Source organism: Streptomyces sp. NBC_00448 (assembly GCF_036014115.1).
Taxonomy (GTDB): Bacteria; Actinomycetota; Actinomycetes; order Streptomycetales; family Streptomycetaceae; genus Actinacidiphila.
The window spans coordinates 4,658,267-4,682,991 of record NZ_CP107913.1; the positions used below are offsets into that span (position 1 = coordinate 4,658,267).

The 24,725-nt window shown below is 73.8% G+C and carries 21 protein-coding genes; 11 read left to right on the plus strand and 10 right to left on the minus strand.

Features of this window, described 5'->3' with window-relative positions:
* Positions 1 to 21: 21 nt before the first annotated feature.
* Positions 22 to 330 (minus strand): hypothetical protein, encoded by a 309-nt coding sequence (locus OG370_RS19700; protein ID WP_328466064.1) that lies wholly within the window; start codon positions 328 to 330, stop codon positions 22 to 24.
* A 423-nt stretch (positions 331 to 753) separates the two neighbouring features.
* Positions 754 to 1,713 carry a GlxA family transcriptional regulator gene (locus tag OG370_RS19705; RefSeq protein WP_328466066.1) on the minus strand — a complete coding sequence of 320 codons (960 nt, stop codon included), beginning with the start codon at positions 1,711 to 1,713 and terminating at the stop codon, positions 754 to 756.
* A 113-nt stretch (positions 1,714 to 1,826) separates the two neighbouring features.
* Between OG370_RS19705 and OG370_RS19710 the strand changes: the two genes are divergently transcribed.
* Entirely contained in the window at positions 1,827 to 2,126 is a 300-nt protein-coding gene (locus OG370_RS19710; RefSeq protein ID WP_328466068.1) for a putative quinol monooxygenase, read from the plus strand.
* Between the two features lie 78 nt (positions 2,127 to 2,204).
* On the opposite strand, the gene OG370_RS19715 is transcribed toward OG370_RS19710, so the two are convergent.
* The 5 genes from OG370_RS19715 to OG370_RS19735 form a co-directional block, all read right to left on the minus strand.
* A complete protein-coding gene (locus tag OG370_RS19715; protein ID WP_443060710.1) occupies positions 2,205 to 5,303 on the minus strand; it encodes an NHLP bacteriocin export ABC transporter permease/ATPase subunit in 3,099 nt (1,032 codons plus the stop codon).
* Between the two features lies 1 nt (position 5,304).
* Positions 5,305 to 7,422 (minus strand): NHLP family bacteriocin export ABC transporter peptidase/permease/ATPase subunit, encoded by a 2,118-nt coding sequence (locus tag OG370_RS19720; protein WP_443060875.1) that lies wholly within the window; start codon positions 7,420 to 7,422, stop codon positions 5,305 to 5,307.
* Positions 7,423 to 7,571: 149 nt separating this feature from the next.
* Positions 7,572 to 8,378, minus strand: coding sequence for an HlyD family efflux transporter periplasmic adaptor subunit (locus tag OG370_RS19725; RefSeq protein WP_328466070.1), 807 nt, complete (start codon positions 8,376 to 8,378; stop codon positions 7,572 to 7,574).
* Positions 8,379 to 8,516: 138 nt separating this feature from the next.
* Complete coding sequence (locus tag OG370_RS19730; RefSeq protein WP_328466072.1) at positions 8,517 to 8,735, minus strand: type A2 lantipeptide; 219 nt, start codon at positions 8,733 to 8,735, stop codon at positions 8,517 to 8,519.
* Positions 8,736 to 9,112: 377 nt separating this feature from the next.
* Complete coding sequence (locus tag OG370_RS19735) at positions 9,113 to 12,217, minus strand: helix-turn-helix transcriptional regulator (protein ID WP_328466074.1); 3,105 nt, start codon at positions 12,215 to 12,217, stop codon at positions 9,113 to 9,115.
* Positions 12,218 to 12,794: 577 nt separating this feature from the next.
* On the opposite strand from OG370_RS19735, the gene OG370_RS19740 reads away from it, so the two are divergent.
* The 7 genes from OG370_RS19740 to OG370_RS19770 all read left to right on the plus strand — a co-directional run bounded on the left by OG370_RS19740 (position 12,795) and on the right by OG370_RS19770 (position 18,589).
* Positions 12,795 to 13,400, plus strand: coding sequence for an RNA polymerase sigma factor (locus OG370_RS19740; protein ID WP_328466076.1), 606 nt, complete (start codon positions 12,795 to 12,797; stop codon positions 13,398 to 13,400).
* Positions 13,397 to 14,326, plus strand: a complete 930-nt coding sequence (locus tag OG370_RS19745) for a CU044_5270 family protein (protein ID WP_328466078.1) — start codon at positions 13,397 to 13,399, stop codon at positions 14,324 to 14,326. Before OG370_RS19740 ends, OG370_RS19745 begins: the two co-directional genes overlap by 4 nt.
* Before the next feature lie 227 nt (positions 14,327 to 14,553).
* Positions 14,554 to 15,429 carry an alkaline phosphatase family protein gene (locus OG370_RS19750; RefSeq protein ID WP_328466080.1) on the plus strand — a complete coding sequence of 292 codons (876 nt, stop codon included), beginning with the start codon at positions 14,554 to 14,556 and terminating at the stop codon, positions 15,427 to 15,429.
* Positions 15,430 to 15,569: 140 nt separating this feature from the next.
* Positions 15,570 to 16,715 (plus strand): EfeM/EfeO family lipoprotein, encoded by a 1,146-nt coding sequence (locus OG370_RS19755; protein WP_328466082.1) that lies wholly within the window; start codon positions 15,570 to 15,572, stop codon positions 16,713 to 16,715.
* Positions 16,712 to 17,959: an iron uptake transporter deferrochelatase/peroxidase subunit gene (gene efeB / locus OG370_RS19760; protein ID WP_328466084.1), complete on the plus strand. Its 1,248-nt coding sequence runs from the start codon at positions 16,712 to 16,714 to the stop codon at positions 17,957 to 17,959. Before OG370_RS19755 ends, efeB begins: the two co-directional genes overlap by 4 nt.
* Positions 17,960 to 18,080: 121 nt before the next feature.
* Positions 18,081 to 18,302, plus strand: a complete 222-nt coding sequence (locus OG370_RS19765) for a hypothetical protein (protein WP_328466086.1) — start codon at positions 18,081 to 18,083, stop codon at positions 18,300 to 18,302.
* Between the two features lie 83 nt (positions 18,303 to 18,385).
* The gene (locus OG370_RS19770; protein WP_328466088.1) at positions 18,386 to 18,589 is read left to right on the plus strand and encodes a hypothetical protein; all 204 of its coding nucleotides are present in this window, start codon (positions 18,386 to 18,388) and stop codon (positions 18,587 to 18,589) included.
* 123 nt (positions 18,590 to 18,712) lie between these two features.
* On the opposite strand, the gene OG370_RS19775 is transcribed toward OG370_RS19770, so the two are convergent.
* Positions 18,713 to 20,584: a tetratricopeptide repeat protein gene (locus OG370_RS19775; RefSeq protein ID WP_328466090.1), complete on the minus strand. Its 1,872-nt coding sequence runs from the start codon at positions 20,582 to 20,584 to the stop codon at positions 18,713 to 18,715.
* Positions 20,584 to 21,867 carry an AAA family ATPase gene (locus OG370_RS19780; protein WP_328466092.1) on the minus strand — a complete coding sequence of 428 codons (1,284 nt, stop codon included), beginning with the start codon at positions 21,865 to 21,867 and terminating at the stop codon, positions 20,584 to 20,586. The genes OG370_RS19775 and OG370_RS19780 overlap by 1 nt, the downstream gene beginning before the upstream one ends.
* A gap of 283 nt (positions 21,868 to 22,150) precedes the next feature.
* Between OG370_RS19780 and OG370_RS19785 the strand changes: the two genes are divergently transcribed.
* The gene (locus tag OG370_RS19785) at positions 22,151 to 23,038 is read left to right on the plus strand and encodes an MBL fold metallo-hydrolase (protein WP_328466093.1); all 888 of its coding nucleotides are present in this window, start codon (positions 22,151 to 22,153) and stop codon (positions 23,036 to 23,038) included.
* Between the two features lie 72 nt (positions 23,039 to 23,110).
* Here the strand turns inward: OG370_RS19785 and OG370_RS19790 are convergent, their stop codons facing one another.
* Positions 23,111 to 23,404 (minus strand): hypothetical protein, encoded by a 294-nt coding sequence (locus tag OG370_RS19790; RefSeq protein ID WP_328466095.1) that lies wholly within the window; start codon positions 23,402 to 23,404, stop codon positions 23,111 to 23,113.
* 211 nt (positions 23,405 to 23,615) lie between these two features.
* Here OG370_RS19790 and OG370_RS19795 point away from each other — a divergent pair, with 211 nt between their 5' ends.
* Both OG370_RS19795 and OG370_RS19800 read left to right on the plus strand, forming a co-directional pair.
* A complete protein-coding gene (locus OG370_RS19795; RefSeq protein ID WP_328466097.1) occupies positions 23,616 to 24,110 on the plus strand; it encodes a SigE family RNA polymerase sigma factor in 495 nt (164 codons plus the stop codon).
* Positions 24,103 to 24,708, plus strand: coding sequence for a hypothetical protein (locus tag OG370_RS19800; RefSeq protein WP_328466099.1), 606 nt, complete (start codon positions 24,103 to 24,105; stop codon positions 24,706 to 24,708). The genes OG370_RS19795 and OG370_RS19800 overlap by 8 nt, the downstream gene beginning before the upstream one ends.
* Positions 24,709 to 24,725 lie beyond the last annotated feature (17 nt).

The following is a 24,725-nucleotide window of genomic DNA, read 5'->3' on the forward strand; positions in this document are numbered from 1 at the left end:
ATCGAAGCGACTCGAAACCCATCAGTGGGCTCCGTGCTTCTTCTGCGCCCGGTCCTCCAGGTGGCCGGCCTCGCCCTCCCACCGCTTGGCGTCGACGAGTAGTTCCGAGGCCATCCGCTGAAGCGACGCCTGCCGCTGCTGAAGCGTCGAGGTGGTGTCGGTCGCGTACGGGCCCACCCAGATCAGTGCAGGTCCGACACCTGTCGCCGTCTTCACCTCACCGTCGAGATAGGTGCCCAGTGCCTTCGCCGCCGTCCTCGCGCGGGTGGCACAGGAACGCAGCGTCTGCGCGCGCGAACGGAGGTCTGCCGCTGATTCCTTGTCAGTCATCCCCGATCCCCCCTTGCCGATATCCTCATATCAACGACCGCCGGGGGTGGCATCTTGGTTCCGCCAGCAGCGTCTGCGGTCCTCACCTCCGGTTGTAAGACCACGTATGGAAGCCCGTTCCGCAGGATGACCGCACTCGGTCGGCGCGGAACGAGGCAAGGACCCTTCTCCTGTCGCCCGGTTCGTCGAGGCACTCGACGCGTCGCCCGACATCGCCTCGAACGTTGACACCTCCACCGTCGGATTCCTCTAGCGCGCCGAACGACGGTCGCTGGTCGGTGGTTCTGGCCGTGCTTGGCGACGTCCGAGCCCGCCCGCTGCGTGCCGGAGGGCCCGTCGCAGCCCGGGCGAGGGCGCTTTCGGCCGGGCGGGGGAACCTCTCAGGCGGCGGATTGTTGGCGGGTGGCGGGCGGGGAGGTGAGGTCAGCTGTGGCGGTGCTGGGTGGCGGATTTGCCGGTGCGGTCGCGGAGCAGCACGCGGAGGGTGTTGGCGCTCTCGTAGCCGACGCGGCGCGCGATCGCCTCGATCGTCTGGTCGGTGGTGCGGAGGAGGTGGGTGGCCTGTTCGACGCGGAGGTCCTGGACGAAGCGGACGGGTGAGAGGCCGAGGACGGCCCGGGTGGTGCGTTGCAGGGTGCGTTCGCTGACTCCGATCGCGGCGGCGGCGTCCTTGACGCTGAGCGGCTGGTCGAGGTGGGCGCGGGCCCAGTGCTCGAACGCGGCGACGGTGGGGTCGCACGCGGCGAGGGTGCTCGTCATGGTGTGGGCGGCCTGGGAGGGCCGTTGGTCGATGACGAGGTAGTTGGCGACCAGGTCGCTGAGCGCGGGACTGCGCCGTCGGATCAGGGTCAGCCCCAGGTCGATGTGGCCGAACGCCGCGCCGGCGGTCGTGATGCCGTCGCAACTGGTCACCATCTGCCGCTGGTCGAGCGTCACCCGCGGGTATCGGCGGCGGAACAGCGGTGCGAGCCACCAGGTGGTGGTGGCGCGCAGGCCGTCCAGGACGCCCGCCTCGGCGAGGAGGAAGCTTCCGGCGCAGGCGGTGGCGATCGGGGTGCGCCGGGCGCGGGCCCGGGCGATCAGCTCCCGCGCGGGGGCGGTACGCGGGCCCGACAGGTGGGCCACCAGCTCGTCGGGGCGCCGCTCGGCCACGCCGGGGATCAGCAGCAGGTCGCACTCCTCGGCCTGCGCGACGGGCGCGGCGGTGACGCGGTGTCCCGCGCCTGTGCGTACGGTGCGGGTGAAGCCGACCGTGGACAGCTGCCAGGTGGGCGGCGGCTGGGGCAGCCGGGTCCGCAGCGTGTTGGCGCAGTGCACGATGTCGAGGAGGGCGGCGAGGCCCGAGTCGAAGACCCCGTCGAGGACGAGCACGGCGACGCGCATGACGGAAACGGTAGCGAATGTGCCGCATCCGCCACTGCCGGCCCGTGGGCGCGGCCCCTAGCGTCGTGGTGGCCGGCGGTCGCCGACCGGATTCGACGAGGTGGGAGCAGCACATGTCGCAGGTGGGATTCCGGCTCCGGATCGAGGCCAGGCCCGACCGCGCCGCCGAGGTGGAGGCCGTGCTCCGCGATGCCCTGGAGCTGGCCCGCGCCGAGCAGGGCACGGTCACCTGGTTCGCCTTCAAGGAGGGCCCGACCGTGTTCGGGATCTTCGACACCTTCGACGACGAGGAGGGCCGCGCCGCGCACTTCGACGGAAAGATCGCCGACGTCCTGAAGGAGATCGGCCCGACGATGTTCGCGGCCGCCCCGGAGGTGCACCGGACGGATCTGCTGGCGGTCAAGCTCCCCTGAACCGCCGACGGGGGCGCGGAACGTGCCGACGGTTCGCCTGGCACGACGCCGCCCTGATCTCGGGACGCGGTCGCGCGCTCAGTGCAGCTGGCGGCGGACCAGCCGGTGGAACAGGCCGCCGGTGTCGGCGAGCAGTTCGGTCGGCGGTCCCTGCTGGGCCACGCGGCCGTCGGCCATCACGATCACCCGGTCGGCGTCCATGATCGTGGACAGCCGGTGGGCGATCACGACCCGGGTGGCCCGCAGCGCGCGGGTGCTCTCCATCACGACGCCCTGGGTCTCGTTGTCGAGCGCGCTGGTGGCCTCGTCGAAGAAGAGGATGCGGGGCCGGCGGATCAGCGCCTGGGCGATCATCAGCCGCTGCCGCTGCCCGCCCGAGACGGCGCCGCCGCCGTCCGAGAGCACGGTGTGCATCCCCATCGGCATCTGCTTGATGTCCTCGGCCAGCCCGGCGAGTCGGGCAGCCTGCCACGCCTCTTCGAGGGTGTACGCCCCGGCGCCGCGGATGCAGTCGAGGATCGAGCCGGTGAACGGCTGCGCGTTCTGCAGGACCACCCCGCACTGCCGGCGCAGCGCCGACTGGTCGAGGGCGGCGAGGTCCTGCCCGTCGTAGTGCACGCCGCCGGAGACCGGCCGGTCGAAGCCGATGAGCAGCCGCAGCAGCGTCGACTTGCCGCAGCCGCTGGCCCCCACGATCGCGGTGAACTCGCCCGGCCGGACCCGGAAGGACACATCGTCCAGGACCAGCGGCGCGTCGTCGGCGTACCGGAAGGTGAGGTTCCGCGCCTCGATCGCGCCGGACAGCGTGCCGGGCTGCGTGCTGCCGCCGCGTACTTCGGGAGCCGCTTCGAGGATCGGCTTGACCTGCTCGAAGAGCGGCAGCACGGCGGCGGCGGACAGCAGCGCGCCGGTCAGCTGCGTCACGGAGGTCAGCATCATCGTCACCGCGGTGTTGAAGGTGAGGAAGGCGCCGGGCGACAGGGCACCGCGGGCCGGGCCCGCGAGCAGCATGAACATGGTGAGCGTGCAGAACGGCAGGCACACCGAGTTGAAGACGGTGATGAGGTTCTTCGTCCGGCCGACCCGCTGTTGCAGCTCCCGGCTGTGTGCGAACTCCCCTGCCCAGGCGGCGTAGGCGAAGCTCTCCGCCGCCGAGACCCGCAGTTTCGGCAGGCCGCGCAGCGTCTGGAAGGCCAGGTTGTTGAGCTTGTTGGTGAGCACGACCAGCTTGCGCTGCCAGCGCAGTTGGGCCAGCCCCAGGCCGAGGAACACCGCGCCCACCACGAGCAGCAGGGCGACGGCCACCAGCGTCAGCGGCACGCTGAACCACAGCAGCAGGACGAGGTTGACCGCACCGACCGTGCCGGCCTGCACGATCACGGAGCTGATGCCCGACAGCACCCGGCGGATCGCGCTGATGCCCATGGCCGCGCTCGCCAGTTCCCCGGTGGAGCGTTCGGCGAAGAACCGGGTCGGCAGCCTCAGCAGCCGGTCCCAGACGGCGGGTTGGAGGGTGGCCTCGACCCGGCCCTCGACCCGCAGGATGGCGGTGTTCTGCATCAGCATGAACGCGGTGGAGACCACGGTGGTGGCCACGATCGCCAGCGCGGTCTGGACGATCAGGCTGTTCTCGGCGTTCGGGACGTACTCACCGAGCACCCGGCCGGTCGCGATCGGCACCAGCGCGCCGAGGCCGACCGCGACCAGCCCGCCCAGCAGCAGGGCGCGCAGGTCCGCGCCGGTGCCGCGCAGGCAGAAGCCGAGCAACCGGCGTGCGGACAGGGGCTCTTCGGGCAACGGATGGTAGAACATGACGGCGCGGGGGGCGAATTCGGCCGCGTTGGCGCTGCCGATCGTCGCGCGGCGCCCGGTGGCCGGAGTCACCGCCTCGTATCCGCCGCGCCGCCACAGCAGGGCGACCGGGGCGCCGCCGGCGGCCCGATGTCCCACCAAGGGACCGGAGTTCTCCCGCCACCAGCGGCCGTTGAGCTGTACGGGACGGGTACGCAGCCGGGCGCGCACCGCGATCCGCTCGACCGCGCTCATCCGGTCGGCGGCGTCCGCGCCCTCCGGTCCCGGGCCGCCGTCCGCGGCCGCCCCGAGGTCGATCCCGGCCGCGTCGGCGACCAGGCGGCAGGCGGCGAGGGTGCCGTCGTCGCCCGCGGGTCCGCGGCTTCCGGCCGCCCGGCCGGGTCCCGACCTGCCGGGACCCGGCTTGCCGATCGACGCGAGCAGGGTGTGGTCCGCCTGCTCGCGCACCTCCTCGCCGGCCTTGATCCCGGCCGCCGCCCGGTCCTCGTGCGCCTGCTCCGACTGCTCGATCCAGCGGTCGAGGGCGAACAGCAACCGGGTCTGCTGCTCGACCATCCGCCGCCACATCCCGCTGTCGACGAGCAGGTCCCCGCCCGGCTCACCGCCGTGACCGCCTTGGTACGGTCCGCCGTTCGCGGTCCCGTACGGTCCGCCGTTCGCGGTCCCGTAGGCGTCGGCGTGCCCCTGCCCGTACCCGTCCCCGTAGGCGTACTGGACGCTGCCCGGGGCCACCGGCATCCACAGGATGCCGTCGTCGGGCGAGCCGCTCTCCTCGGCCCGGTCACCGGGCAGGCCCGCGCCAGGCGCGCTGCCCGGGGCCGGGCGGCCTTCCACGGGTGCGTCGAACAGGACGCTCAGGCCGCGTCCGATGCCGCGGGCGAACGCGTTCTCCAACGGGCCGCCGCCCCACGCCTGGCTGCTCTCGGCCCACCCGTCGCCGTACGCCGAGCCGTATGCCGAGCCGTCGCCGTACGCCGAGCCGTATGCCGAGCCGTCGCCGTAACCGCCGCCCTGCGCGGCCTGATCGCCGTAGCCTGTGCCGAACAGTTCGCGCAGCGCGATGCGGTGCAGGACGCAGTCTTCCAACGGCCTTGCCACGAGGGTGTGTTGCGGGCCGTCGGCCGGGCCGAGCAGCAGGGTCCCGGTGCGGAGCCGGCCGAGGAAGTGCCAGCGGCCCTGCCGCGCCGCGTCGACCGCGAACAGGTCCATCGCCCCGCGCGCGACCAGCCACAGCACGTGCGGACCCTCCAGCGACAGGCTGCGCCGGCCGGCCGGGGGGACCGGCCGGCCCAGCCCGCCCATGGCGTCCAGTACCGGGTCGCCCGGACCCGCGCCGCCGGTCACCGGCGGGTGCACGGAAGTCACCTCAGCGCTCCCTGACCAGGTCGGCGTACGGCCCGCCGGCCGCGACCAGTTCCTCGTGGCGGCCCCGTTCCACGACCCGGCCACGGTCCAGGACGACGATCTCGTCGCTGTCGCGGACCGTGCTGAGCCGGTGCGCGATCACGACGCAGGCGCAGCCGCGCCGCCGGAGGTTGTCGATGATCACCTGCTCGGTCTCCGCGTCCAGTGCGCTGGTCACCTCGTCGAGGACCAGCACGCTGGGTCCGCGGACCAGCGCACGGGCGATCTCCAGGCGCTGCCGCTGGCCGCCGGAGAAGTTGCGGCCGTCCTGCTCCACCCGGGCGTGGATGCCGCCGGGGCGCCGGGCGACCGCGTCGTACACGGCCGCGTCCTGGAGCGCGGAGACGACGGCCTCGTCAGGGATCGACGGGTCCCACAGCGCGACGTTGTCGCGGACGGTGCCCTCGAAGAGGAAGACGTCCTGGTCGACGAAGGACACCGACGCGGACAGCGAGCCGCGCGAGAGGTCGGAGAGCAGTTGCCCGTCGATCCGGATCTCGCCCTCCCACGGCTGGTACAGGCCCGAGATCAGCCGGGACACCGTGGACTTGCCGCTGCCCGACCCGCCGACGAGCGCGACCTGCCGGCCCGGGCCGACCGACAGCGAGAAGTCGGTGAGCAGCGGCTCGTCGAGCGGGCTGTAGCCGAAGGTGATCCCCTCGAGGGTCACATGGCCGCTGAGCCTGCGGGTGCTCGCGGCCGGCCGGTCGCGGGCGAAGAGCGGGTCGGCCGGGAAGCGCTCGACGTCCTTGAGCCGGGACACGTCGGCGGTGAAGTCCTGCACCCGGCCGGCCACCGCGCTGAGCCGGCTGACCGGCGCGGTGAAGCTGGTGACCAGGGTCTGGAAGGCGACGAGCAGCCCGATGGAGATCTGGCCCTCCACCGCCCGGACCCCGCCGACCAGCAGGATCAGCGCGCTGTTGAGCGCGGCGAGGGTGGGCGCGACAACGGCAAGCGCCGCGCTCGGCACGCCCAGCCGCTGCTGGCCGTCGAGCGTCGTGGCGTGCTGGCCGGCCCAGCGGCGGAAGAACCCGTTCTCGCCGCCGGTGGCCTTCATCGTCTCGATCAACTGCAGTCCGCTGTACGCGGTGTTGGTCAACCTGGCCTGGTCGGCGCGGAGTTTGTGCACCCGGGTGCTTCTGATCCGTGCCACCAGGCGCAGCGCGACGATGTTCAGAAGTGCCAGCGTCACCCCGATCAGCGTCAGTTGGGGGTCGTACGTCCACAGCAGGACCGCGTAGAGGAGCACCACCACCGCGTCCACGCCGGCCGAGGCGAGGTCCCGGGCCAGGGTCTCGGCCACCGAGTCGTTGGACTGCAGGCGCTGCACGAGGTCGGCGGGGCTGCGCTGGGCGAAGAACGTGACGGGCAGCCTGAGCAGGTGGCGCAGGAACCGGGCGCTGCCGAGCGTGGAGGAGATGACGCGCCCGCGCAGCAGGTTGGCCTGCTGCACGCCGGTGAGCACGGCGGTCAGCACGACCAGCGCGGCCATCGACGAGAAGACCACCGGGAGCAGCGACGTCCGGTCGCCGAACAGGAACGTGTCGATGTACGCGCGGCTCAGCGCGGGAACCGCCACCCCTACCGCGACCAGCAGGAAGCTGGCGACCAGCGCGGCGAGCGTGGTCCCCCGGGTGCCGCGCAGCCGGGCCGGCAGCGCGCCGGCGATTCCCGGTCTGCGGCCGCCGGGGCGGAACCTGACGCCGGGCTCGAAGGTCAGCACGACGCCGGTGAAGCCCGCGTCGAACTCCTCCTCGGGGACGAACCTGCGTCCCCGGGCCGGGTCGTTGAGGCGCACGCCACGGCGGCCGAAGCGCCGCACCGTCCCCTCGTACACGACGAAGTGGTTGAACTCCCAGAACAGCACGGCCGGTGTCCGGACCTGCGCCAGCGCCGCCGACTCCATCTGCATGCCCTTGGCTTCCAGGCGGTAACCGCGGGCGGCCTTCAGCACGTTGCTCGCCCGCGAGCCGTCGCGGGAGACGCCGCAGGCGATCCGCAGTTCCTCCAGGGGGACATGGCGGCCGTAGTGGCCGAGCACCATGGCGAGCGCGGCGGCGCCGCACTCCACGGCCTCCATCTGCAACACGCTGGGGGTGCGGACGGTCTTCTGCCGCTTCGGCCGGCGCTCCTTGGGCTTCCGCCGGTCGGCGGCGCGGCGTTCGGGGGCACGGCGCCCGGCGGCGCGGCCGGCACGGCGGCCGGTGCCCGCCGAGGAGTGCTGCGCGGTCACGGCTTCACCCAGTCGATCGGATGCTGCGCGGCCAGGTGGACGGCGCCGCTGAGCAGCGTCCGTGAGTCGATCGCGTACGGCGGTCCGCCCGTCGACGACCACCGGTAACCCGACTTCGTGCCCGCGGCGCGGTCCAACTGCACGACCACCGCCACGGGTTGGCCCTTCGCGGAGAACTGATCGCCCAGCTGGGCGTCGCCGAGGAAGCTGGTGATCTGCTGCCGCGTCTCCGGTACCCGTCCCACCGCGAGCACCCGGCCGCGCAGCACGCCGTAGTCCCGCGTCGGCACGGTCTGGAGGGTCAGGTCGACCGCGGCTCCCGGGAGGATCGACGACGCGCTGCCGCCCTGCGCGTACAACACCGCCACCAGCGGGTCGGCGGGGCCGTCGGCGTGTTCCAGCGTCGCGAGGTCCGCTCCGGTGGCGACCACCGCGCCGATCTTGGCGGCCAGCGCCGTCACCCGCCCCGCGGCCACCGCGCGGACCGTCTCGACCGCCCGGTCCGTGCGCACGCTCAGCAGCCGCGCGCCGCTCGGGACGGTGTCGCCCTCCTTGGCGTACACCGCGGTGACCTGGCCGGCGACCGGGCTCTGCAGGACGTAACTGCCCTGCGCCCGGGTCAGGATGCCGGGGGCGGTCAGCTTGGCGGAGACCGTGCCGGTCACCGCCCAGAAGGCGGCGGCGGCCATGACGACGGCCGTGACGGCGAGCGCCAGCCGGCCCTGCGGCCGGGCGAAGCGGACCGGCATGTCGAGTTCTTCGGGTGCCTCGAGCTTGGCGAGCGCCTTCTGCCGGAACTGCACGGGGCCACTCCTTCAACGGCGTTCGTCTCGGCCGGGCGGTCCGGACAGGGCAAGTCGCGCGGGGCGCCGCGGGGTGCGGCCGGGCACGGCCAGGCCCCGGAACAGGCGGTTCCGGGGCCATGGTCGGACGTCTCGCGGTCAGAGACCCGCGAGACCGGTGATGCCGGACAGCGTGTTGGTGGCGCCACCCACCAGGCCGGTGACCTGGCCGACCGGCAGTGCGTCGGTGACCGGCGCGACGAGGTCGCCGAGGCCCAGGCCGTCGATGCCCAGGGCGACGCCGACGCCACCGGAGATGTTGTCCAGGTCGCCGTCGGCAAGCTCGCGGGTCTCGACCTGAGAAGCGGTGTTACGCATGAATTGCGTTCCCTTCATGTCTCTGCGGAATTCCGATGCGTGAGACGGGAGGCGGATGTTCGAGCCAATACCGAACACCATTCGCAACTCCCGTTCGACGCAGGACGCTAGTACGCGTTCCGGCCGCCCGGCCACCCCGACCACCTCGATGTTTCGGTCAGCATTTCGGTACCGCAAGCAGAGTTCGTGCCTGATCGGCCACCGGATGGCGACGTTTCCTTCACACAATTTCGAACGGCTATTCCTCTCCGCCGGAACCGCCGTTGATCACGATGCGGACATACCTGCGACTTACGATTTCCGGGCACCGGGCGCGGGAGATCGCGTCAGGGTGCTGTGCGCCTCATGCGGTCACCGTGTGCAGGATTGCCGCGCGCTCAGCGGGAGTCGGCGCGGAAGTCCGTACGGATGTCCGATCGGGAGTCCCCGCGGGAGTCCGTACGGGAGTCCGTACGGGTGTCCACCCGCCCGAGCAGCACCGCGGGAAGCTGCTCGCGCCCGTCGATGCCGAGCTTGCGGTAGGCGTGGGTGAGGTGCACCTCGACCGTCCGCAGTCCCACCAGCAGGATCTCCGCGAGTTCCCGGTTCGTCCGGCCCTCCGCGGCGAGGGTGGCGGTCCGCAGCTCGGCCGCGGTGAGGGACGCGACCCCCGCCGTCTCGGAGGACTTCGGCGGGCGGCCGCCGCAGGCGGACAGCTCGATCCGCGCCCGCCCGGCCAGGTCCGCGCAGCCGCTCTCCTCCGCGAGGGCCAGCGCCGTACGCAGCGCCCGCCTGGCCGGTATCCGGCGGTTGGCCCGGCTGAGCGCGGAACCGTGGTCGGCCAGCGACCGGGCCAGGCCGAGCCGGCCGTCCGAACGCTCGGCCACCGAGACCGACTTCTCCAGCACCGCCAGCCCCTCGGCCCCGCCGAGGACCGCGCCCATCGCGCGCAGCGCGGCGGCGAGCGGGCCGGGCGTGCCCCAGCGGCGCGCCTGCTCCACCTCGTCCGCGGCGTACCGGCGGGCCTCGGCCGGCTCGCCGAGCGCGAGCAGCGCCCGGGCCGCCTCCGAGCGCCACGGCGCGACCGCCGGGTTCTCCACCTTCCAGGCCGGCAGCCGGCCGCCGGCCGCCAGCAGGTCCCGCAGCCCGTCGGCAGGGCGCCCGGTGGCCACCCGCAGCCGGCCCCGGGCGAGCAGCAGCGCCGTACCGCCCCAGGTCCGCCATGCGTCGGCGCGCGGTTCCGCCTGCTCGACCAGTGCCGCCGCCTCGTCGGACTCGCCCAGGTCGAGGTGGATCTGCACCAGCCGGGCGAGCAGTTCCACCGCCGCTCCGCTGTGCCGCGGGGCACCGCACCCGACGAGGAGTTCCAGCGCGGCCCCGGCGTCGTCGGCCGCGGCCGGCAGTCGGCCCAACTGCTGCGCGATCACCGCGCGCAGCGACCGGGCACCGGCCAGGCCGGGCCGGTGCCCCCACCGCGCCGCCTGCCCGGCGAGCGCGTCGCAGCGCTCGAACGCGTCCTCGGCCCGGCCCGCCTGCGCGAGCACGAGCACGGCGCGCAGGCTCGGCCGCAGGGCCTCCGGGGTGACCGGGAGGACTGCCAGCGCCTGTTCGGCGCGTGCGGCGGCCCGGGACCGGAACCTGCCGGCCCGTGCGGTGCGCGTGGCGACAAGGCTCAGGTAGCGTCCCTCGTCCACCGCGCCGGACCGGGCCGGCCGGCGCAGGCGGGACAGCGACCCGCCCGCCTCCTCGGCCTCCGCTTCACCGTCGCACCGAACGTCCGCGGACCACAGGGTGCGCTCACCGGAGGTGGGCTCACCGGGAGTGGGCTCCGGGAACGCGTCGAGGAGTCGGTCCGCCTCGCGGGAGCGGCCGGTCGTGATGAGGTGCTCGGCCAGTTCGCGCAAGGCCCGTTCACGCAGGTCCTGTTCGCGCAGGTCCTGTTCGCGCAGGGCGGCCCGTTCACGGTGGGCCGGTTCGCGCTGGGCCGGTTCCCGTGCGTCCCCTTCGCCCGGGTCCCGCTCCGGGTCGCCTCCCGCCGGATCGCGTACGCCTGGGTCTCCTACGGCCTGTTGGGCCGGAGTCGTCGCCTGGCTCGGCTCGGCCGCACCGCGGGAGACCTCCGTCAGGCGGTCGATCGCCGCGTCGAGGTCCGTGTACCCCTCGGCGTGGCCGAGTTCCGCGAGCAGCGCGATACGGGTGGTGTCGGGAAGCGGCTCGCGCAGGGCCCTGGCCAGGTAGGCGCAGGCCCGTTCGGGTTCGCCGCGGCGGAGCGCGGTCGCGGCGGCGGCGCGCAGGAGGCCGGCGGCCCACGGTTCGGCGGGCGCCGAGGAGGACATGAGCTGTTCCGCCGCCCGGTCGCCGGGCGCGCCGGTCGCCCGGAGTATCCCGGCGGCCTTGGTGTGCAGCGCGTGGAGGTCCGCGAGCGGAACGTCCTGGAGCACCGTGTTGCGCATGAGGGGCTGCGCGAACATCATCGACTCGCCCGCCACCCCCATCAGGCCGGCCCGGTCGAGGGCCGTCATGACCTCCATGACCACCGCGGGTTCGGCGTCGCAGAGGCGAGCCACCCGGGCGAGATCCGCCTCGGCTCCCAGGACGGCGGCGGCCCGGGCGATGTCGAGGGCGTACGGCGATATCCGTCGCAGCCGGGCGCGCAGCCGGGCGGCGAGCCGGGGAACGGCGATGCCGCCCAGTACGTCCGCCGATTCCGAGGTGGGGCTGACCGCCTGGTCCCGCAGCGCCGAGGTCAACTCGGTGACGGACAAGGGGTTTCCGCCCGCCTCCCGCATCACGGCGGCGACGAACTGCCCGTCCGGTGCGGTGGCCAGCGCACGTTCGATCACCGCCGACGTCGCCGGAGCGCTCAGGTCCGCGGGGTGCAGTTCCACGGCGCTCACGGCCAGCAACTCGTCGAGGACCGCCGGGTCGGCACACGGCTCGCCCGGACACACGGTGAGCATCACGGCGATCCGCGCCCGGTCGACTCGTTGCGGCAGGGCGCTCAGCCAGCGCAGCGACTCGCGGTCGAGGTACTGGAGGTCGTCGACGGCGACGAGCACGGGGGCGCGGGTGGACAGCCGGGCCAACGCCCGGTGGAAGGAGTGGAGTTCGGCGGAGAGGACGCGGCCGGGCGTGCTCGTTGGCGCGGTGGGTGGCGCCCCGGCCGAACCGGTCTTTGCGGCAGGTGAGTTGGACCCGCCCGAACCCAGCTCCGCGAACGGGCCCCCGATGTGCGCCAGTTCGCCTGCCACCGGCTCGAACAGCCTGCTCACCAGCCCGAACGGCAGGTCGCGCTCGGACGATATCCCTCGGGCCGACAGCACCGTGAAGCCCTCGCGCCGAGCCCGGTCGAGTGCCGCGTCGAGCAGCGCCGACTTCCCTGCGCCCGCGCCCGCGCTGACCACCACCACCCGCCCGGCGCCGTCCGCCGCCGCGGCGAGCATCGCCTCGACCTCGCCGATCTCCCTTTCGCGGCCAACCAGTTCTGACTGCGCCGTCTGCATGTGTTACCCATTCCCGCGGCCGGACGGCATGACGGCGCGTGCCGGCCGGGCAGCGGTCAACGGGAGCGGCGGGCCGTGATCACGCACCCGCCCCGGACGTATCCCGGCACGCACACCGTCGCTCCGGCCCCGATTGATCGAGTGACGAGCTGGTGCGGAGTTCCTTGCCGGGTCTTCGGAAACCATGGGCGGGCGGTGCGGCGGCACGGCCCGCGACCGCGGTGGCGGCACGCTCCCGCCGCACCGCCTGCGTTCCGCGCGCGGGCGGGCGTGAGCTGCCGGGTCGTGCCAGGATCACTTGCACCGCAGATCAGTGGGCCGGTGGGGCGGGGCTGAGCCAGCCGCAACCATAGCGTTTCCACGCCGACCCGGCTGGTCGGGAGGGGGCCCGGTCGCGGAGGTCGGCAGAACGCGGGCGGGACGCTCAGCTCGTCACTGCCGGCCTGGGTCGTGGCACCCGGCACGACGACGGCACCTGCGCGCGCCGGACGCCGTCCACGCAGGGCGCGAACGCGAGGGGCGCCGCGAGACAAGTAGAGGGTGAGACTGTCACCCGACGGTCGGAGACGGAGATTCCGTGACATCGGAACACGACGAACGCGGCGACCGCGACGGTGACGCCCAACTGTCCCGGGCCGCCGACGATCCGGCGGCGTTCACACCGCTGGTCGAGAAGTACTCGGCGGCCCTGCACGGCTACTTCGCGCGGCGGATGCCGGGCGCGGCGGACGACCTGCTGTCCGAGGCGTGGCTGCAGGCGTTCGCCGCGCGGCGAACGTTCGACGCCTCGCGCGGAACCGCTCGGGGTTGGCTGTTCGGAGTGGCCCGCAACGTCCTCGCGGGTCATGTGCGGCGGGCCGCGCGGGCGGAGGCCCCCGCGCAGGTGGAGGTCACCGACCCGTGGCAGGCCGTGGACCAGCGGCTGGACGCCGCGGCGCTGGCGCCCGCACTGCGCAGCGCGCTGGCCGAACTGCCGTCCGAGGAGCGGGAGGTGATGCTCCTCGTCTGCTGGGAGCAACTGACCCCGGCCGAGGCGGCCACCGCCATGGGCATCCCGTTCGGAACGGCCCGCTCGCGGCTGTACCGGGCCCGGGGCAGATTGCGCGAGCGGATCGCGCCGGACCGTCCCGCGGGGAACCGCCCCGCGGGACAGAGCCTGGCCGCGACGGGAGACCTGGCATGAGTACGTACGACATGGAGGAGACGGGCATGACCGAGCGGCAGGCAGTGTTGGACTTCCCGGGCGCCGAGGCTCTGCGGGCGGCGGGTCGGGTCGAGCCCCCGTCGGCGAAGGCGCTGGCCCAGGCGCTGGCGGCGGTCGAGGAAGCCGTGCGGGAGGCCTCGGTCCCGGCTTCGCGGGAGGACGTGGCGAAGGGCGCCGTGGTGAGGCCGTTCTGGAAGCGCCGCCGCGCCGTCGCCCTCCTCGCGGTCGCCGCGGTCGCGGCCGGCGTCGCGGTGGTGTCCGCGAACGCAGCAGGGCCCGCGGGTACGCAGCAGGGGCCGCGGGCGCAGTCCGCGTCGGCCTTCCTGAACGATGTCGCCGAGGTCGCCGCCACTCAGTCGGCCGGTTCGGGGAAGTACTGGAAGACCCACTTCAAGACCGGCGACACGTACACCTCCCGGTCGATGGAATTCACCTACGTCGTCGATGGCAAGGCCGTCCGCACGTCGCACGACCCCGGCTGGAGGCTCGGCTCGACCCGGTTCGACTGGAACGCCCTCGACCGCCTGACCACGGACCCGGCACTGCTGCTCCGGCAGATCGAGCACACCACGAAGGCCTCCGCCGACGAGGACGAGGACGCGGCCACGCTCGGGTTCGTGCAGGCGAGCACCCTGCTCGCCAACGCCCCCGCCAGTCCCGAACTGCGCAGCGCGCTCTTCAAGGCGCTGGCCAAGCTGGACGGCGTGCGCGTCGTCGGCACCGTCAAGGACAGCGCCGGGCGCAGCGGAACGGAGCTGTCCTTCCGCGGGGGCGTCGGCACCACCGAGGTGATCATCGACCCGAAGAGCAGCAAGCTGCTGGAACTCATCGAGCCCTGGCGAAGCGAGAAGGACCAGCGCCGGGCGACCTACCTGTCCGCCGGCCTGACCGACACGATCGGCTGACCGACCGGATCGGCCGACCGACCGGATCGGCCGACCGACGACGCGGCCACGGCGCACCGCCCGGACCAGGGCGCCGCGCCGTGGCCGCCGTGGCCTCAGCGCCCCGGCGCCCGCCCACCGATGGAAACCTGTTCACCGGAGCGCCATTGCAACTTTGACCGTACAGCATCAAAATCGGGTTCCATGGGAGAGCGTCTCTCATCCCCCCTCGCGCCCATGGAGAACCGATGCGCCTCAGGCCGCGTTTCGCCCTGCCGTCCGCCATCGCCCTCGCCGCCGCCGGCGTGGCCGCCGCCACGCTGTACCCGCACAGCGCCGACAAGTCCCTCCAGCCGGTGGCCAGTTCGGTGCCGGCTCCCTCGCACGTCGTGATCGTGATGGAGGAGAACCACTCCTACGCCGACATCATCGGCAACACCTCCAGCGCGCCGTACATGAACCAACTCGCCTCACAGGGAGCCCTGTTGACGGGTTCGTTCGGGGTGACCCACCCCAGCGAGCCCAACTACATGGCGCTGTTCGCCGGCAGCACCTACGGGCTCAGCGCCGACACCTGCCCGGTCAACGAGGGGACGGCCGCCAACCTCGGCTCCGAACTCCTCGCCGCGGGAAAGACGTTCAAGGGCTACTCGGAGGGGCTGCCGAGCACCGGCTCGACCACCTGCAGCTCCGGCGCCTACGCCCGCAAGCACTCGCCGTGGATCAACTTCAGCAACGTCCCCACCGCCGACTCGCTGCCGTTCAGCTCCTTCCCGTCGGACTACAGCTCCCTGCCGACCGTCTCGTTCGTCATCCCGAACCTCGACGACGACATGCACGACGGGACCATCACGCAGGCCGACACCTGGCTGAAGAACAAGATGTCCGCGTACGCGACCTGGGCGAAGGCCAACAACAGCCTGCTGATCGTGACGTGGGACGAGGACGACTACACCGAGAACAACCAGATCCCCACCCTGTTCGTGGGCGCCAACGTGGCGGCCGGCCACTACAGCGAGAACGTCGACCACTACAACGTGCTCGCCACGCTGGAGCAGTTCTACGGGCTGGGGAAGGTCGGCTCCAGCGCGAGCGCGGCCCCGGTCACGGACATCTGGAACTGACGCGCACCATGGGCGAAGCCGAGCCGCGTCCGCCGTCCGCCGCGGCGGCGGACCCGCCCGCCCCTCGCCGCCCCGGCCCCCGCCGCCCCCGGCTCCGACCGCGGGCGCAGCCCCGTACGCGACCCCGTGCGCGTACGGCGGTGCTCGCGCTGGTGCTGGCGGCCGCGGCGGCCGGCAGCGGGCCGGCCGCGGCCGGGGACGGCGCCTCCGCCAGGCCACTCACCGTCGATGCCGCCGGCTGTGGCGACCTGCCCGCGCACCGGGCCGCCGGGCCGGTGTCCTTCGACGTGACCGACCGATCCCAGCTGTTCGTCGCCGTCTACCTGACCGACCCGGGCGGCGCGAAGGTCTACGCCGAGATCCCCTGGCTCGTGCCGGCGGGCACCCAGCGGCTGTCCACCACGCTCGCGGCCGGCCGCTACACGCTGCGCTGCGTCTTCTCCGACGGCACGGTGCGCGACTCGCGCCCCATGGCGCTGTCGGGGCGCGCGGCAGGCGCCGTCGCCGGGTACCGGCCGCTGCCCGACCTCGCGATGACCGCGCCGGTCACCGCCTACCGGGCCTGGCTGAAGGCCGCGCTGCCCCCGCTGCTGGCCGCTTCCCGCACCCTGAACGCCGACGTCGCCCGCGGCGACCTGGCCGCCGCCCGCCGCGACTGGCTGCCCGCGCACCTGGACTACGAGCGCCTCGGCGCGGCCTACAACTCCTTCGGCGACTTCGACGCCGCCATCGACGGCACCGCGGACGGCCTGCCCGGCGGGGTGCGCGCCCCGGGCTGGACCGGGTTCCACGCCGTCGAGTACGGGCTGTGGCACGGCCGTCCGGCGTCCGCGCTCCGGCCGCTGACGCGCGGGCTGGTCGCCGAGGTCCGCCGGCTGACCGAGGACTTCCCCAGCGAGGAGGTCGACCCGGGCGACCTCCCGCTGCGGGCCCACGAGATCCTGGAGAACGCGTTGCAGTTCCAGCTGACCGGCGCCGCGGACTACGGCAGCGGCACCACCCTGGCCACGCTCGGCGCCAACATCGAGGGGACCTCCGAGGTGGTCTCCGTCCTCGCGCCGCTGATCGCGCCGCGCGATCCGGCGCTGCTGCTTGCGATCCGGAGCGGGCTGGCCCAGGTGACCGCGGACCTGCGGCAGCCGCACCAGGGCGCCGCCCCCGGCAACGGCCCCGCCGACTCCGGCTCCGGCTCCCTCCGGACGCTGCGGGTCGAGGGCGACCTCGGAGCCCTGCTGGAGTCGCTCTCCTCGCTGCCCGGCCTGCTCGCGCCACGGACGTCGGCGTGAGCGCCGGGCCGCTCGGGCGCCGCGCGTTCCTGCGCGGCACGACGGTCGGGGTGGCGGCCACCGCCGCGCTGGGCGGAGCGACGCTCGGCGGCGTCACGCTGGCGGACGCGGACGACCGGCACGGTTCCGCGTCGGGCCGCGACATCCCCTTCGAGGGCGTCCACCAGGCCGGGATCGTCACCCCGCAGCAGGCCGCCGCGACGTTCGTGTCGTTCGAGATCGTCGCGCCGGACCGCGCGGCGCTGCGGGAGCTGTTCGGCACGCTGACCGATCGGATACGGCTGCTGACCTCCGGCGGCCCGGTCCCGGCCGCCGACGTCGCCTCCGTACCGTCCGACAGCGGGACGCTGGGCCCGGCGCTGCCCTCCGACGGGCTCACCATCACCGTGGGCGTGGGCGCGTCGCTCTTCGACGACCGCTACGGCCTAGCCGCCCGCCGCCCCGCCCGGCTCACCCGGATGCCGGTCTTCCCCGACGACCACGTGGCGGGCTCGACGGAGTTGCACGGCGACCTGTCGGTGCAGATCTGCGCGGACTCGCGGGACACCGTGATGCACGCGCTGCGCGACCTCACCCGGCACACCCGCGCCGGGCTGCGCCCGCTGTGGAAGGCGGACGGCTTCCACGCCGACCCGCGGCCGGCCGGCACCGCCCGCAACCAGCTCGGCTTCATGGACGGCACCGGCAACCCGGCGGTCGCCGACGCGGCCGTCGCCGACGCGCTGGTGTGGACCCGCGGCGCCGCGGGCGGCGAGCCGGCCTGGACGGAGGGCGGCTCGTACCAGGTGATCAGGATCATCCGCATGCTGGTCGAGTTCTGGGACCGGGTCTCGCTGCGGGAGCAGGAGACGATGATCGGGCGGCGGCGCGACTCGGGCGCCCCGCTCGACGGGAGCCGCGAATCGGACACCCCCGACTACGGCTCCGACCCGCAGGGCCACGTGATCCCGCTCGACGCGCACATCCGGCTCGCCAACCCCCGCGACCGGGCCACCGCGGACCAGCGGTTCCTGCGGCGCGGCTACAACTACGACCGCGGCCTGGACCCGGTCGGGGACCTGGATGTCGGGCTCGTCTTCTGCTGCTACCAGCAGGACGTGCGGCGCCAGTTCCAGACGGTCCAGGAGCGGCTGGCCGGGGAGCCGCTGGTGGACTACGTGCAACCGACCGGCGGCGGCTACTTCTTCGCGCTGCCGGGCGTACGGGACGCCTCCGACCGGCTGGGCTCCGGCCTGCTCGCCTGAGACCCGCGAGCGGCGGCACGACCGGAAAACCGGGGGTTTTGACCCGCGGTACACCGCTGTCCGCGCATCCGACGTGAACAACCGGAGCGAAGAGGACGCCGACGGGCGCACACTAGGGGCAATGACAAAGCCTCATGCACCTAAGCGCCATCTGCCCACGAGCCCCTTCACGGCTCCGGTCACGCCTGCTCCCAAGCACTTCGCCGTCGGCGACCAGGTCGCCCACGACATGTACGGCCTCGGTCGGGTGACCGATACCGAGGAGGGAGTCGCCGCGCTCGTGGACTTCGGGTCCGCGCGGATGCGGATTCTGAGCCCCTACACCAAGATGATCAAGCTCTAGGCCCGGTCCGACAGATCCCGCTCCGGACCCGGCACACCCGGCCCCTTCAAGGGCCCACGACGAAAGACGGACCTCTCATTGACGTGACCTCGCTGTTCTCCGCACCGGAAGAGCAACCCCGCCGCTCCGCGCTGTCCTCGCCGCCCCCGATGACGGACCCCTTCCACGCTCCGGACTTCGAGGAAGACGGGTCCTGCCGGTACGACGACGAGGACGGGGACGAGGACGCACCGGAGTCCGCCTCGGGCGTCCGCGAGGGGCCAGGGCCGTCGCCGGCGCTCCGGTGAGGAGCGCGACCGCCCCGGCCCCGGTCGGTGTCCCGTTCGTCCCTGTCCGCCGTCGCCCGGCCGCACCCGCGTGCCGGGCCCTCCCCTCGGCGGACCGCGCGCAGCCGCCGTCAGAGCTCGTCGTCAGAGCTCGTCGTCGTGGGTGTCCGGCGCGAACACCACGGCGAGGGCCTCGGCGTGCTCGGGCACGTCGGGATCGGCCACGACCGTGGCCATCACCGTGGCCTCGTGGTGGTCCGGGTCCATCTCCAGGATCTGCCGCAGCACCTCCTGTGCCTGCGGCAGGGCGCCGTACTTGAGCGTCGTGAACGCGGCCAGCCGCAGCTTCTCGATCGTCACCGGTTCGGCCGGCACGCCGTCGCCGCGGATCTCCACGCACCTGTCGAGCAGCGGCTGGAAACGCCGGGGCGGGCCGAACAGCTGCAAGCCGATGATGATGCCCGGGACGGTGCTCGGGGCGCGCATCGGCGTGGCGATCGCGGCTTCGAAGTCGGCCGTCGCCTGGTCCCACTTGCCGAGCTGGAAGCGGATCTGGCCGAGGACGGCCGTGCGGTCGCCGCCGACGTCCGGGAGTTCGATGCGCTCGATCAGCCGCTCGGCCGCCCGGTTGTCCTGGTAGCCGAGCATGTAGAGCGAGCCGAGTTCGAACAGCGCCGTCGTCTCGTTCGGGGCCTCGCGCAGGATCGCCTTGTAGGCGGCTTTGGCCTCGTCCTTCCGGCCCAGCCGCCGGTGGACGCCCGCCACGGAGGTCAGCGCCTGGGGGTCGCCGTCGGCCAGCTCGGCCGCGGCGTCGGCGGCGGCCACCGCCTCGTCGCGGCGGCCCAGTTCGGCCAGCATCCGGCCGTGCAGGCTCGCGGCCCGGCTCGACCGCGGGAAGCGGTGGCGCGCGTCGGCGGCGAGTGCGACGGCGTCGTCCAGGCGGTCGAGGTGTTCGAGGCCGAGGACGGTGTCCCGGTACAGCTGACCGGTCGCCTCGCCCTCGGCGATCAGCGGCCCCGCGAGGGAGACCAGGTCCTCGTACCGCGCGTCGTCGCCGGCGATCTCGGCGGCCAGCAGGCGCGCGGGGACCAGCGTCGCGTCCGCCGCCAGCATCGCCGCCACCAGGGTGCGGCAGCGGTCGCGGGAGTCCTTGGACCAGGCGTGGTTGTACGTCGCGGCCTTCCACATGGACGTGGCGATACGTGCCTGCTCGCCCAGCAGTTCCCGGTCGGTGCCCGCGGTGCCGGGCGAGCCGAGGTCGGGAATGTCCAGGGCCTCGCAGCCGAGGGTGTAGACGTCGAGCAGCGGCGCGGGCAGCCCCTGCGTCTCCAGGGTGTCCAGCACCTCCCGGACCCGGTGCGGCCTGGGCTTCAGCCGCAGGGCCGCGGTGAACGCGTCACGAGCCGGGGCGATCATCCCCAGCCGGAGCTTCACGATGCCGGCCTGGATGAGGTAGGCGGTGTCGGTCGGTTCCCGCTGGAGGGCCTGCGCCAGGGCGGCGTCCGCGTCCCGCCAGCGGCGCAGGCTCACCAGGACGACCGCCCGGGTCTGGAAGCTCTCGCCGTTCAACGGGTCGACCTCGACGGCCCGGTCGGCCATCGGCAGCGCCTCGGGAAGCCGCTCGGGGATGTCGGCGAGCACCCGCGCGTACAGCCGCAGCACCCGGCCCTCGTCCGGCGCGATCTCCATGGCCCGCCGGACCAGCGGCAGCGCCTCGGCGACGTTCTTGTCCCTCATGAGGCACGACGCCGCCCGGTAGAAGCCCTCGGTGTCCTGGGGCCGGCGCGCGATCACCAGGCGGGCGGTGGCCACGGCCTCCTCCCGGCGGTCGGCCAGATCGAGCAGCCAGGCCAGGTTCGCCAGCGCGCCGTAGTGCTCGGGGTCGGCCGCCAGCACCCTGCGCAGGATCGGCTCGGCCTCGGCGTAGCGGTCGAGGCGGGCCAGGGCGACGGCGCGCTCGACGGCGGCCTGCAACGGTTCCCGGCCGGCCGGTCCGTCGTCTGCTTCGTCCGCCATCAACGGCCCTTCGTGCCCTTGTGGGTCTTGAAGTAGGCGGCGAGGTCGTCGTAGGCGCCGCCCTCGTTGGCGAACAGCGCGACCGAGCGCGCGGCGTCGAACCACGGTCCGGTCGACGGGCGCGCGTCCGCCAGCGCGGCGTCGAAGTCGGGCATGCCCATCAGCCGCGCCTCGCCGCTGCGCACCGCGTCCATCAGCGCGATCTCCGCGGCCGACTCGCACAGGTGCGCCACGTCCGCGCCCGAGAAGCCGTCGGTGCGCTCGACCAGGGACGCCAGGTCGACTCCCGCGATCGGCCGGTCCCGCAGGTGGTAGCGGAGGATCTCCGCGCGGGCCTCGGCGTCCGGCGGCAGCACCAGGACGGTCCGGTCGAAGCGGCCGGGGCGGCGCAGCGCCGGGTCGACGTCCCACGGTGCGTTCGTCGCGCCGAGGACGAACACCCCCTCGTTGTCCGATCCCACCGAGTCCAGCTCCGCGAGGAACTGGTTGACGGTCGTGCGCATCGTGGAGTTGCGGGTCTGGCTGCGCCGCTGCCCGAGCGCGTCCACCTCGTCGAAGAACAGCACGCACGGCGCCTGACGCCGCGCCAGCTGGAACAGCTCGCTCAGGTTCCGCTCCGAGGAGCCGATCCACATGTCGAGCACATCGGCGATGCCCACGGAGACGAACGACGCGCCGAGTTCGCCGGCGACGGCGCGGGCGACGAAGGTCTTGCCGCAGCCGGGCGGGCCGTACAGCAGCAAGCCGCCGCGCAGCGACTTGCCGTAGAGCCTGCGCAGTTCCGGGTTGCGCAACGGCGCGAGGAACGCGGCCTGCAACCGGTCCTTGACGTCGGACAGCCCGCCGACGTCGGCGAGGGTCAGGGCCGGCCGCTCGACCTCGTGGGCGGGGGCGCCCCGAGGGTCCTCGCGCGCGTCGTCGGCGGCGGCGGGCGGCGGGACGGGCACGGCCGGCGGCGGGGTGGGCGCGGGGGTGAAGCGCGGCGGCGGTGCCACGTCCCGCAGTTCGGCCTCCGCCGTCGGCCAGTCGAAGCCGGCGTCGGGCTTCTCCGCGGGCACGCTCTGCGCCGGTGTCCCGCCGCTCAGCGCTCTGAGCATCAGCTGCCTGGCCGGAACGGAATCCGGCGCCAGGCGCAGCGCCTCGCCGAGTTCGACGATCGCGCCGTCCGTATCACCGGCGTTGATGAGCGCCTCGGCGAGCGCGACACGGAACTCGGCCTGTTCCGGCGCGGAACGCACCGCCTGGCGCAGCGCGTGGAGCAGCGGGCTTTCCGGGTCAGCCATGGTCCCCCCTGGGCGAATTCACCGCGAGCATAGCCCGTACGTGCCACCCCGCGGCGGGCCTGCCGGCCACAGGGCACCGCCGTACGCCCGGCTGCCGGCTTACCCCCGACCGCCGGGCCGAACCGGGTGTCTCGCGGGCCGAATCAGCCGGGCGAGAGCGGCTCGACGCCGTAAGTACAAGGTCCGATCCCCCTTCCTTTGTCCGTAGGGCCGGGGATATCCCTTGGGCTACGAACGGCCGGTCGGCGGGCGCGGTGCGGTGCGGTGCGGAAGGAGCGGGGCCATGGGTGAGGAACGGTTCGCGGCGGGCTGGCGGGTGGACGAGCGGTGCGTGAACTGCGATGTCGCCCGGCAACTCGCCCCCGGCCTGATCGGCGAGGTCGACGGCCGCTCGGTCGTGCTGCGCCAGCCGCGCGACCGAACCGAGGTCCGGCAGCTGAACGCCGCGGCGTACGCCTGCCCCTCCCGGTCGATCCGTCCCCCGGCCGGGCGACTGGCGGCGGAACTCGACCCCTTCCCCCTGCCCCTGGACGACACCGTGTACCTGTGCGGGCACAACTCCACGCACACCGCGGGGGCCAACTCCTACCTGCTGCGCCGCCCCGGCGGCACCGTCATGATGGTGGACACACCGCGGTGGAGCGCGTCGTTGGCCGCGCGCTTCGAGGAGCTGGGGCCTGTCACGGACGTCCTGCTCACCCACCGCGACCACGCCGCGCACGGCCGCCGCTACGCCGACCGCTTCGACGCCCGGCTGTGGGTCCACGAGGGCGACCTCGACGCCGCCCCGGACGCCGACCGGGTGCTGCGCGGCACCGACCCGGCGCAGATCGCCGAGGGGGTGGTCGCCTTCCCCCTCCCCGGGCACACCCGCGGCAGCGTGCTGTTCCTCGCGGACGAGCGGTACTGCTTCAGCGGCGACAGCTTCTACTGGTCACGCGGCACAGCGGACATCGAGGTGGCCGACAGCGTCACCTGGTACTCGATCGGTGAACTCGCCGCGTCCTTGGCCCGGACCGCCGATCGGCTGCGCTTCGAGTGGTTGCTGCCCGGCCACGGCGACCGCCGGCACCTTCCCGCCGACGCCATGGCCCAGCGGCTCCGGCAGTTGGCGTCGCGCACCGGCGAACTGCGGCCCCGACCCATCGATTTCAGCGCGATGCGCTGGTAACGGCCTTACCCGCACGGTCCGATCGGCCGGCGCGCAGACCACCGGGCCGGGGCCACCCGGCAGGGGCAGAACCTAGTGCCCCTGCGCGGCCGCCGCCTTCGCACTGGCCTCGGCCGCCGCACGGGCCTGGTCGCGCGTCATGCTCCCGTGCCCCTGCGCGGCCGCCGCCTTCGCACTGGCCTCGGCCGCCGCACGGGCCTCGTCGCGCGTCATGCCGGAGTCGGTGGCGGTGTGGGCGTTCGCCAGGGGCGGCGCGGCCTCGGCCTGCGCGGTGACGGCTCCGACCAGTCCGGTCAGGAGCAGGGCGCCGGCGATGGCGGGGCGGCTCAGCAGCCGGCGTCCGGTTCGGGGTGCGCGGTGGGACATGAGGCTGTCCTCTCTCGTGGCTGCCGTCCGGTGGCATCCGGACAGCGATGCGGGACATACGCCTGCCGGGTGGCCTCAAGTGGCAGCCGAGCGCTGTGAGCCACATCACCGCGATCGGCTGCCACCGTCGCCCGCTCGGCAGGCGTACTTCCTCAGCGGTCCAGTACCGTTCCCGATCGCGCCCCGGCCCCTGGGGAAGGAGTGCAGCCCGATGCAGGACAGGGAGTTCGACGCCCTCTACGCTGCGGCGTTCCCGAGGCTGGTGCGCCAGCTGACGCTGGTGACCGGGGACGCGGAGGCCGCTCAGGACGCGGTGCAGGAGGCGTTCGTCCGTGCCTGGTCCCGGCGTGGCACCCTGCGCGCGGTCGAGGTGCCGGAGGCGTGGGTACGGACCACGGCCTGGCGGCTGGCCGCCTCCCGGTTCCGTCGCCTGAGGCGCGGCTGGGAGTTGACCCTGCGCCACCACCGGCCGACCAGCGTCGCCGAGCCGTCGCCCGACCGGCTCCTGGTGGAGCGGGCGCTCGCCACCGTGCCGGTGAACCAGCGGCGGGCGCTCGTCCTGCACTACCTGTGCGATCTCAGCGTCGAGCAGATAGCCGCCGAGACCGGGACTCCCGCGGGCACGATCAAGAGCTGGCTGGCCCGTGGCCGCAAGGCGCTCGCCCAGTCGCTCGCCACGGAAGAGAGGCAATCCAGCAATGTCTGACCTGGACGACCGAATCCGTGCGGCGCTGCTCGAAGGCACCCTCCAGCCGACCCGCACTCCTTTGACCGCCCACCAGGTCAGGCTGCGCGGCACGGCACGCAGGCGGCGCCGGCAACTGGCCCTCACCGGGAGCGGCCTGGCGCTGGCGGCGGGCGGTCTCACGCTGGTCGCGGGGCTCGGCTGGGGGACCGGCGCGGACCGGCAGACCGGCCGGTCCGCCGCCCCGTCCTCGGGCACCGCCTGGCCCACGGCCGGCCGGGCCCAACTCGACGCCGCCCGAGCCGCGGTGGCGGACTACTACCGCCGGCTCCCGCCGGACACCACGAGCACCACCGCCGAGGCCGAGGTGGCGGCCCTCGCGGAGCAGCACCTCACCGCCACCGCTCGGGCCGAGGCAGCGTCCCTGTCCGTGAGCCTCGCCCGACCCGCGGACACCCTCCCGGCCGTCTGCGGGAACCGGACCGCCGCGCTGCGGATCGGTCCACTCACCAGGACCGGCGCCCACCAGGCCGGCGCCGTCGTGTCGGGCGCCTCGGACCGCACGGTCATCACCGTCGAGCTGGACTCGGGGCGCATCAGTGGCTGGACCTGCGGCTGAGCGGGGTCAGGCAGGGG

Bases quoted from the DNA above. Each gene is read 5' to 3' on its own strand.
- OG370_RS19735 (WP_328466074.1), bottom strand. From the start codon at position 12,217: ATGCAGACGGCGCAGTCAGAACTGGTTGGCCGCGAAAGGGAGATCGGC.
- OG370_RS19775 (WP_328466090.1), bottom strand. From the start codon at position 20,584: ATGGCGGACGAAGCAGACGACGGACCGGCCGGCCGGGAACCGTTGCAG.
- OG370_RS19780 (WP_328466092.1), bottom strand. From the start codon at position 21,867: ATGGCTGACCCGGAAAGCCCGCTGCTCCACGCGCTGCGCCAGGCGGTG.
- OG370_RS19750 (WP_328466080.1), top strand. From the start codon at position 14,554: ATGCGCCTCAGGCCGCGTTTCGCCCTGCCGTCCGCCATCGCCCTCGCC.
- OG370_RS19700 (WP_328466064.1), bottom strand. From the start codon at position 330: ATGACTGACAAGGAATCAGCGGCAGACCTCCGTTCGCGCGCGCAGACG.
- OG370_RS19800 (WP_328466099.1), top strand. From the start codon at position 24,103: ATGTCTGACCTGGACGACCGAATCCGTGCGGCGCTGCTCGAAGGCACC.
- OG370_RS19720 (WP_443060875.1), bottom strand. From the start codon at position 7,422: ATGGAGGCCGTGGAGTGCGGCGCCGCCGCGCTCGCCATGGTGCTCGGC.
- OG370_RS19790 (WP_328466095.1), bottom strand. From the start codon at position 23,404: ATGTCCCACCGCGCACCCCGAACCGGACGCCGGCTGCTGAGCCGCCCC.
- OG370_RS19705 (WP_328466066.1), bottom strand. From the start codon at position 1,713: ATGCGCGTCGCCGTGCTCGTCCTCGACGGGGTCTTCGACTCGGGCCTC.
- OG370_RS19710 (WP_328466068.1), top strand. From the start codon at position 1,827: ATGTCGCAGGTGGGATTCCGGCTCCGGATCGAGGCCAGGCCCGACCGC.
- OG370_RS19745 (WP_328466078.1), top strand. From the start codon at position 13,397: ATGAGTACGTACGACATGGAGGAGACGGGCATGACCGAGCGGCAGGCA.
- OG370_RS19730 (WP_328466072.1), bottom strand. From the start codon at position 8,735: ATGCGTAACACCGCTTCTCAGGTCGAGACCCGCGAGCTTGCCGACGGC.
- OG370_RS19765 (WP_328466086.1), top strand. From the start codon at position 18,081: ATGACAAAGCCTCATGCACCTAAGCGCCATCTGCCCACGAGCCCCTTC.
- OG370_RS19795 (WP_328466097.1), top strand. From the start codon at position 23,616: ATGCAGGACAGGGAGTTCGACGCCCTCTACGCTGCGGCGTTCCCGAGG.
- OG370_RS19785 (WP_328466093.1), top strand. From the start codon at position 22,151: ATGGGTGAGGAACGGTTCGCGGCGGGCTGGCGGGTGGACGAGCGGTGC.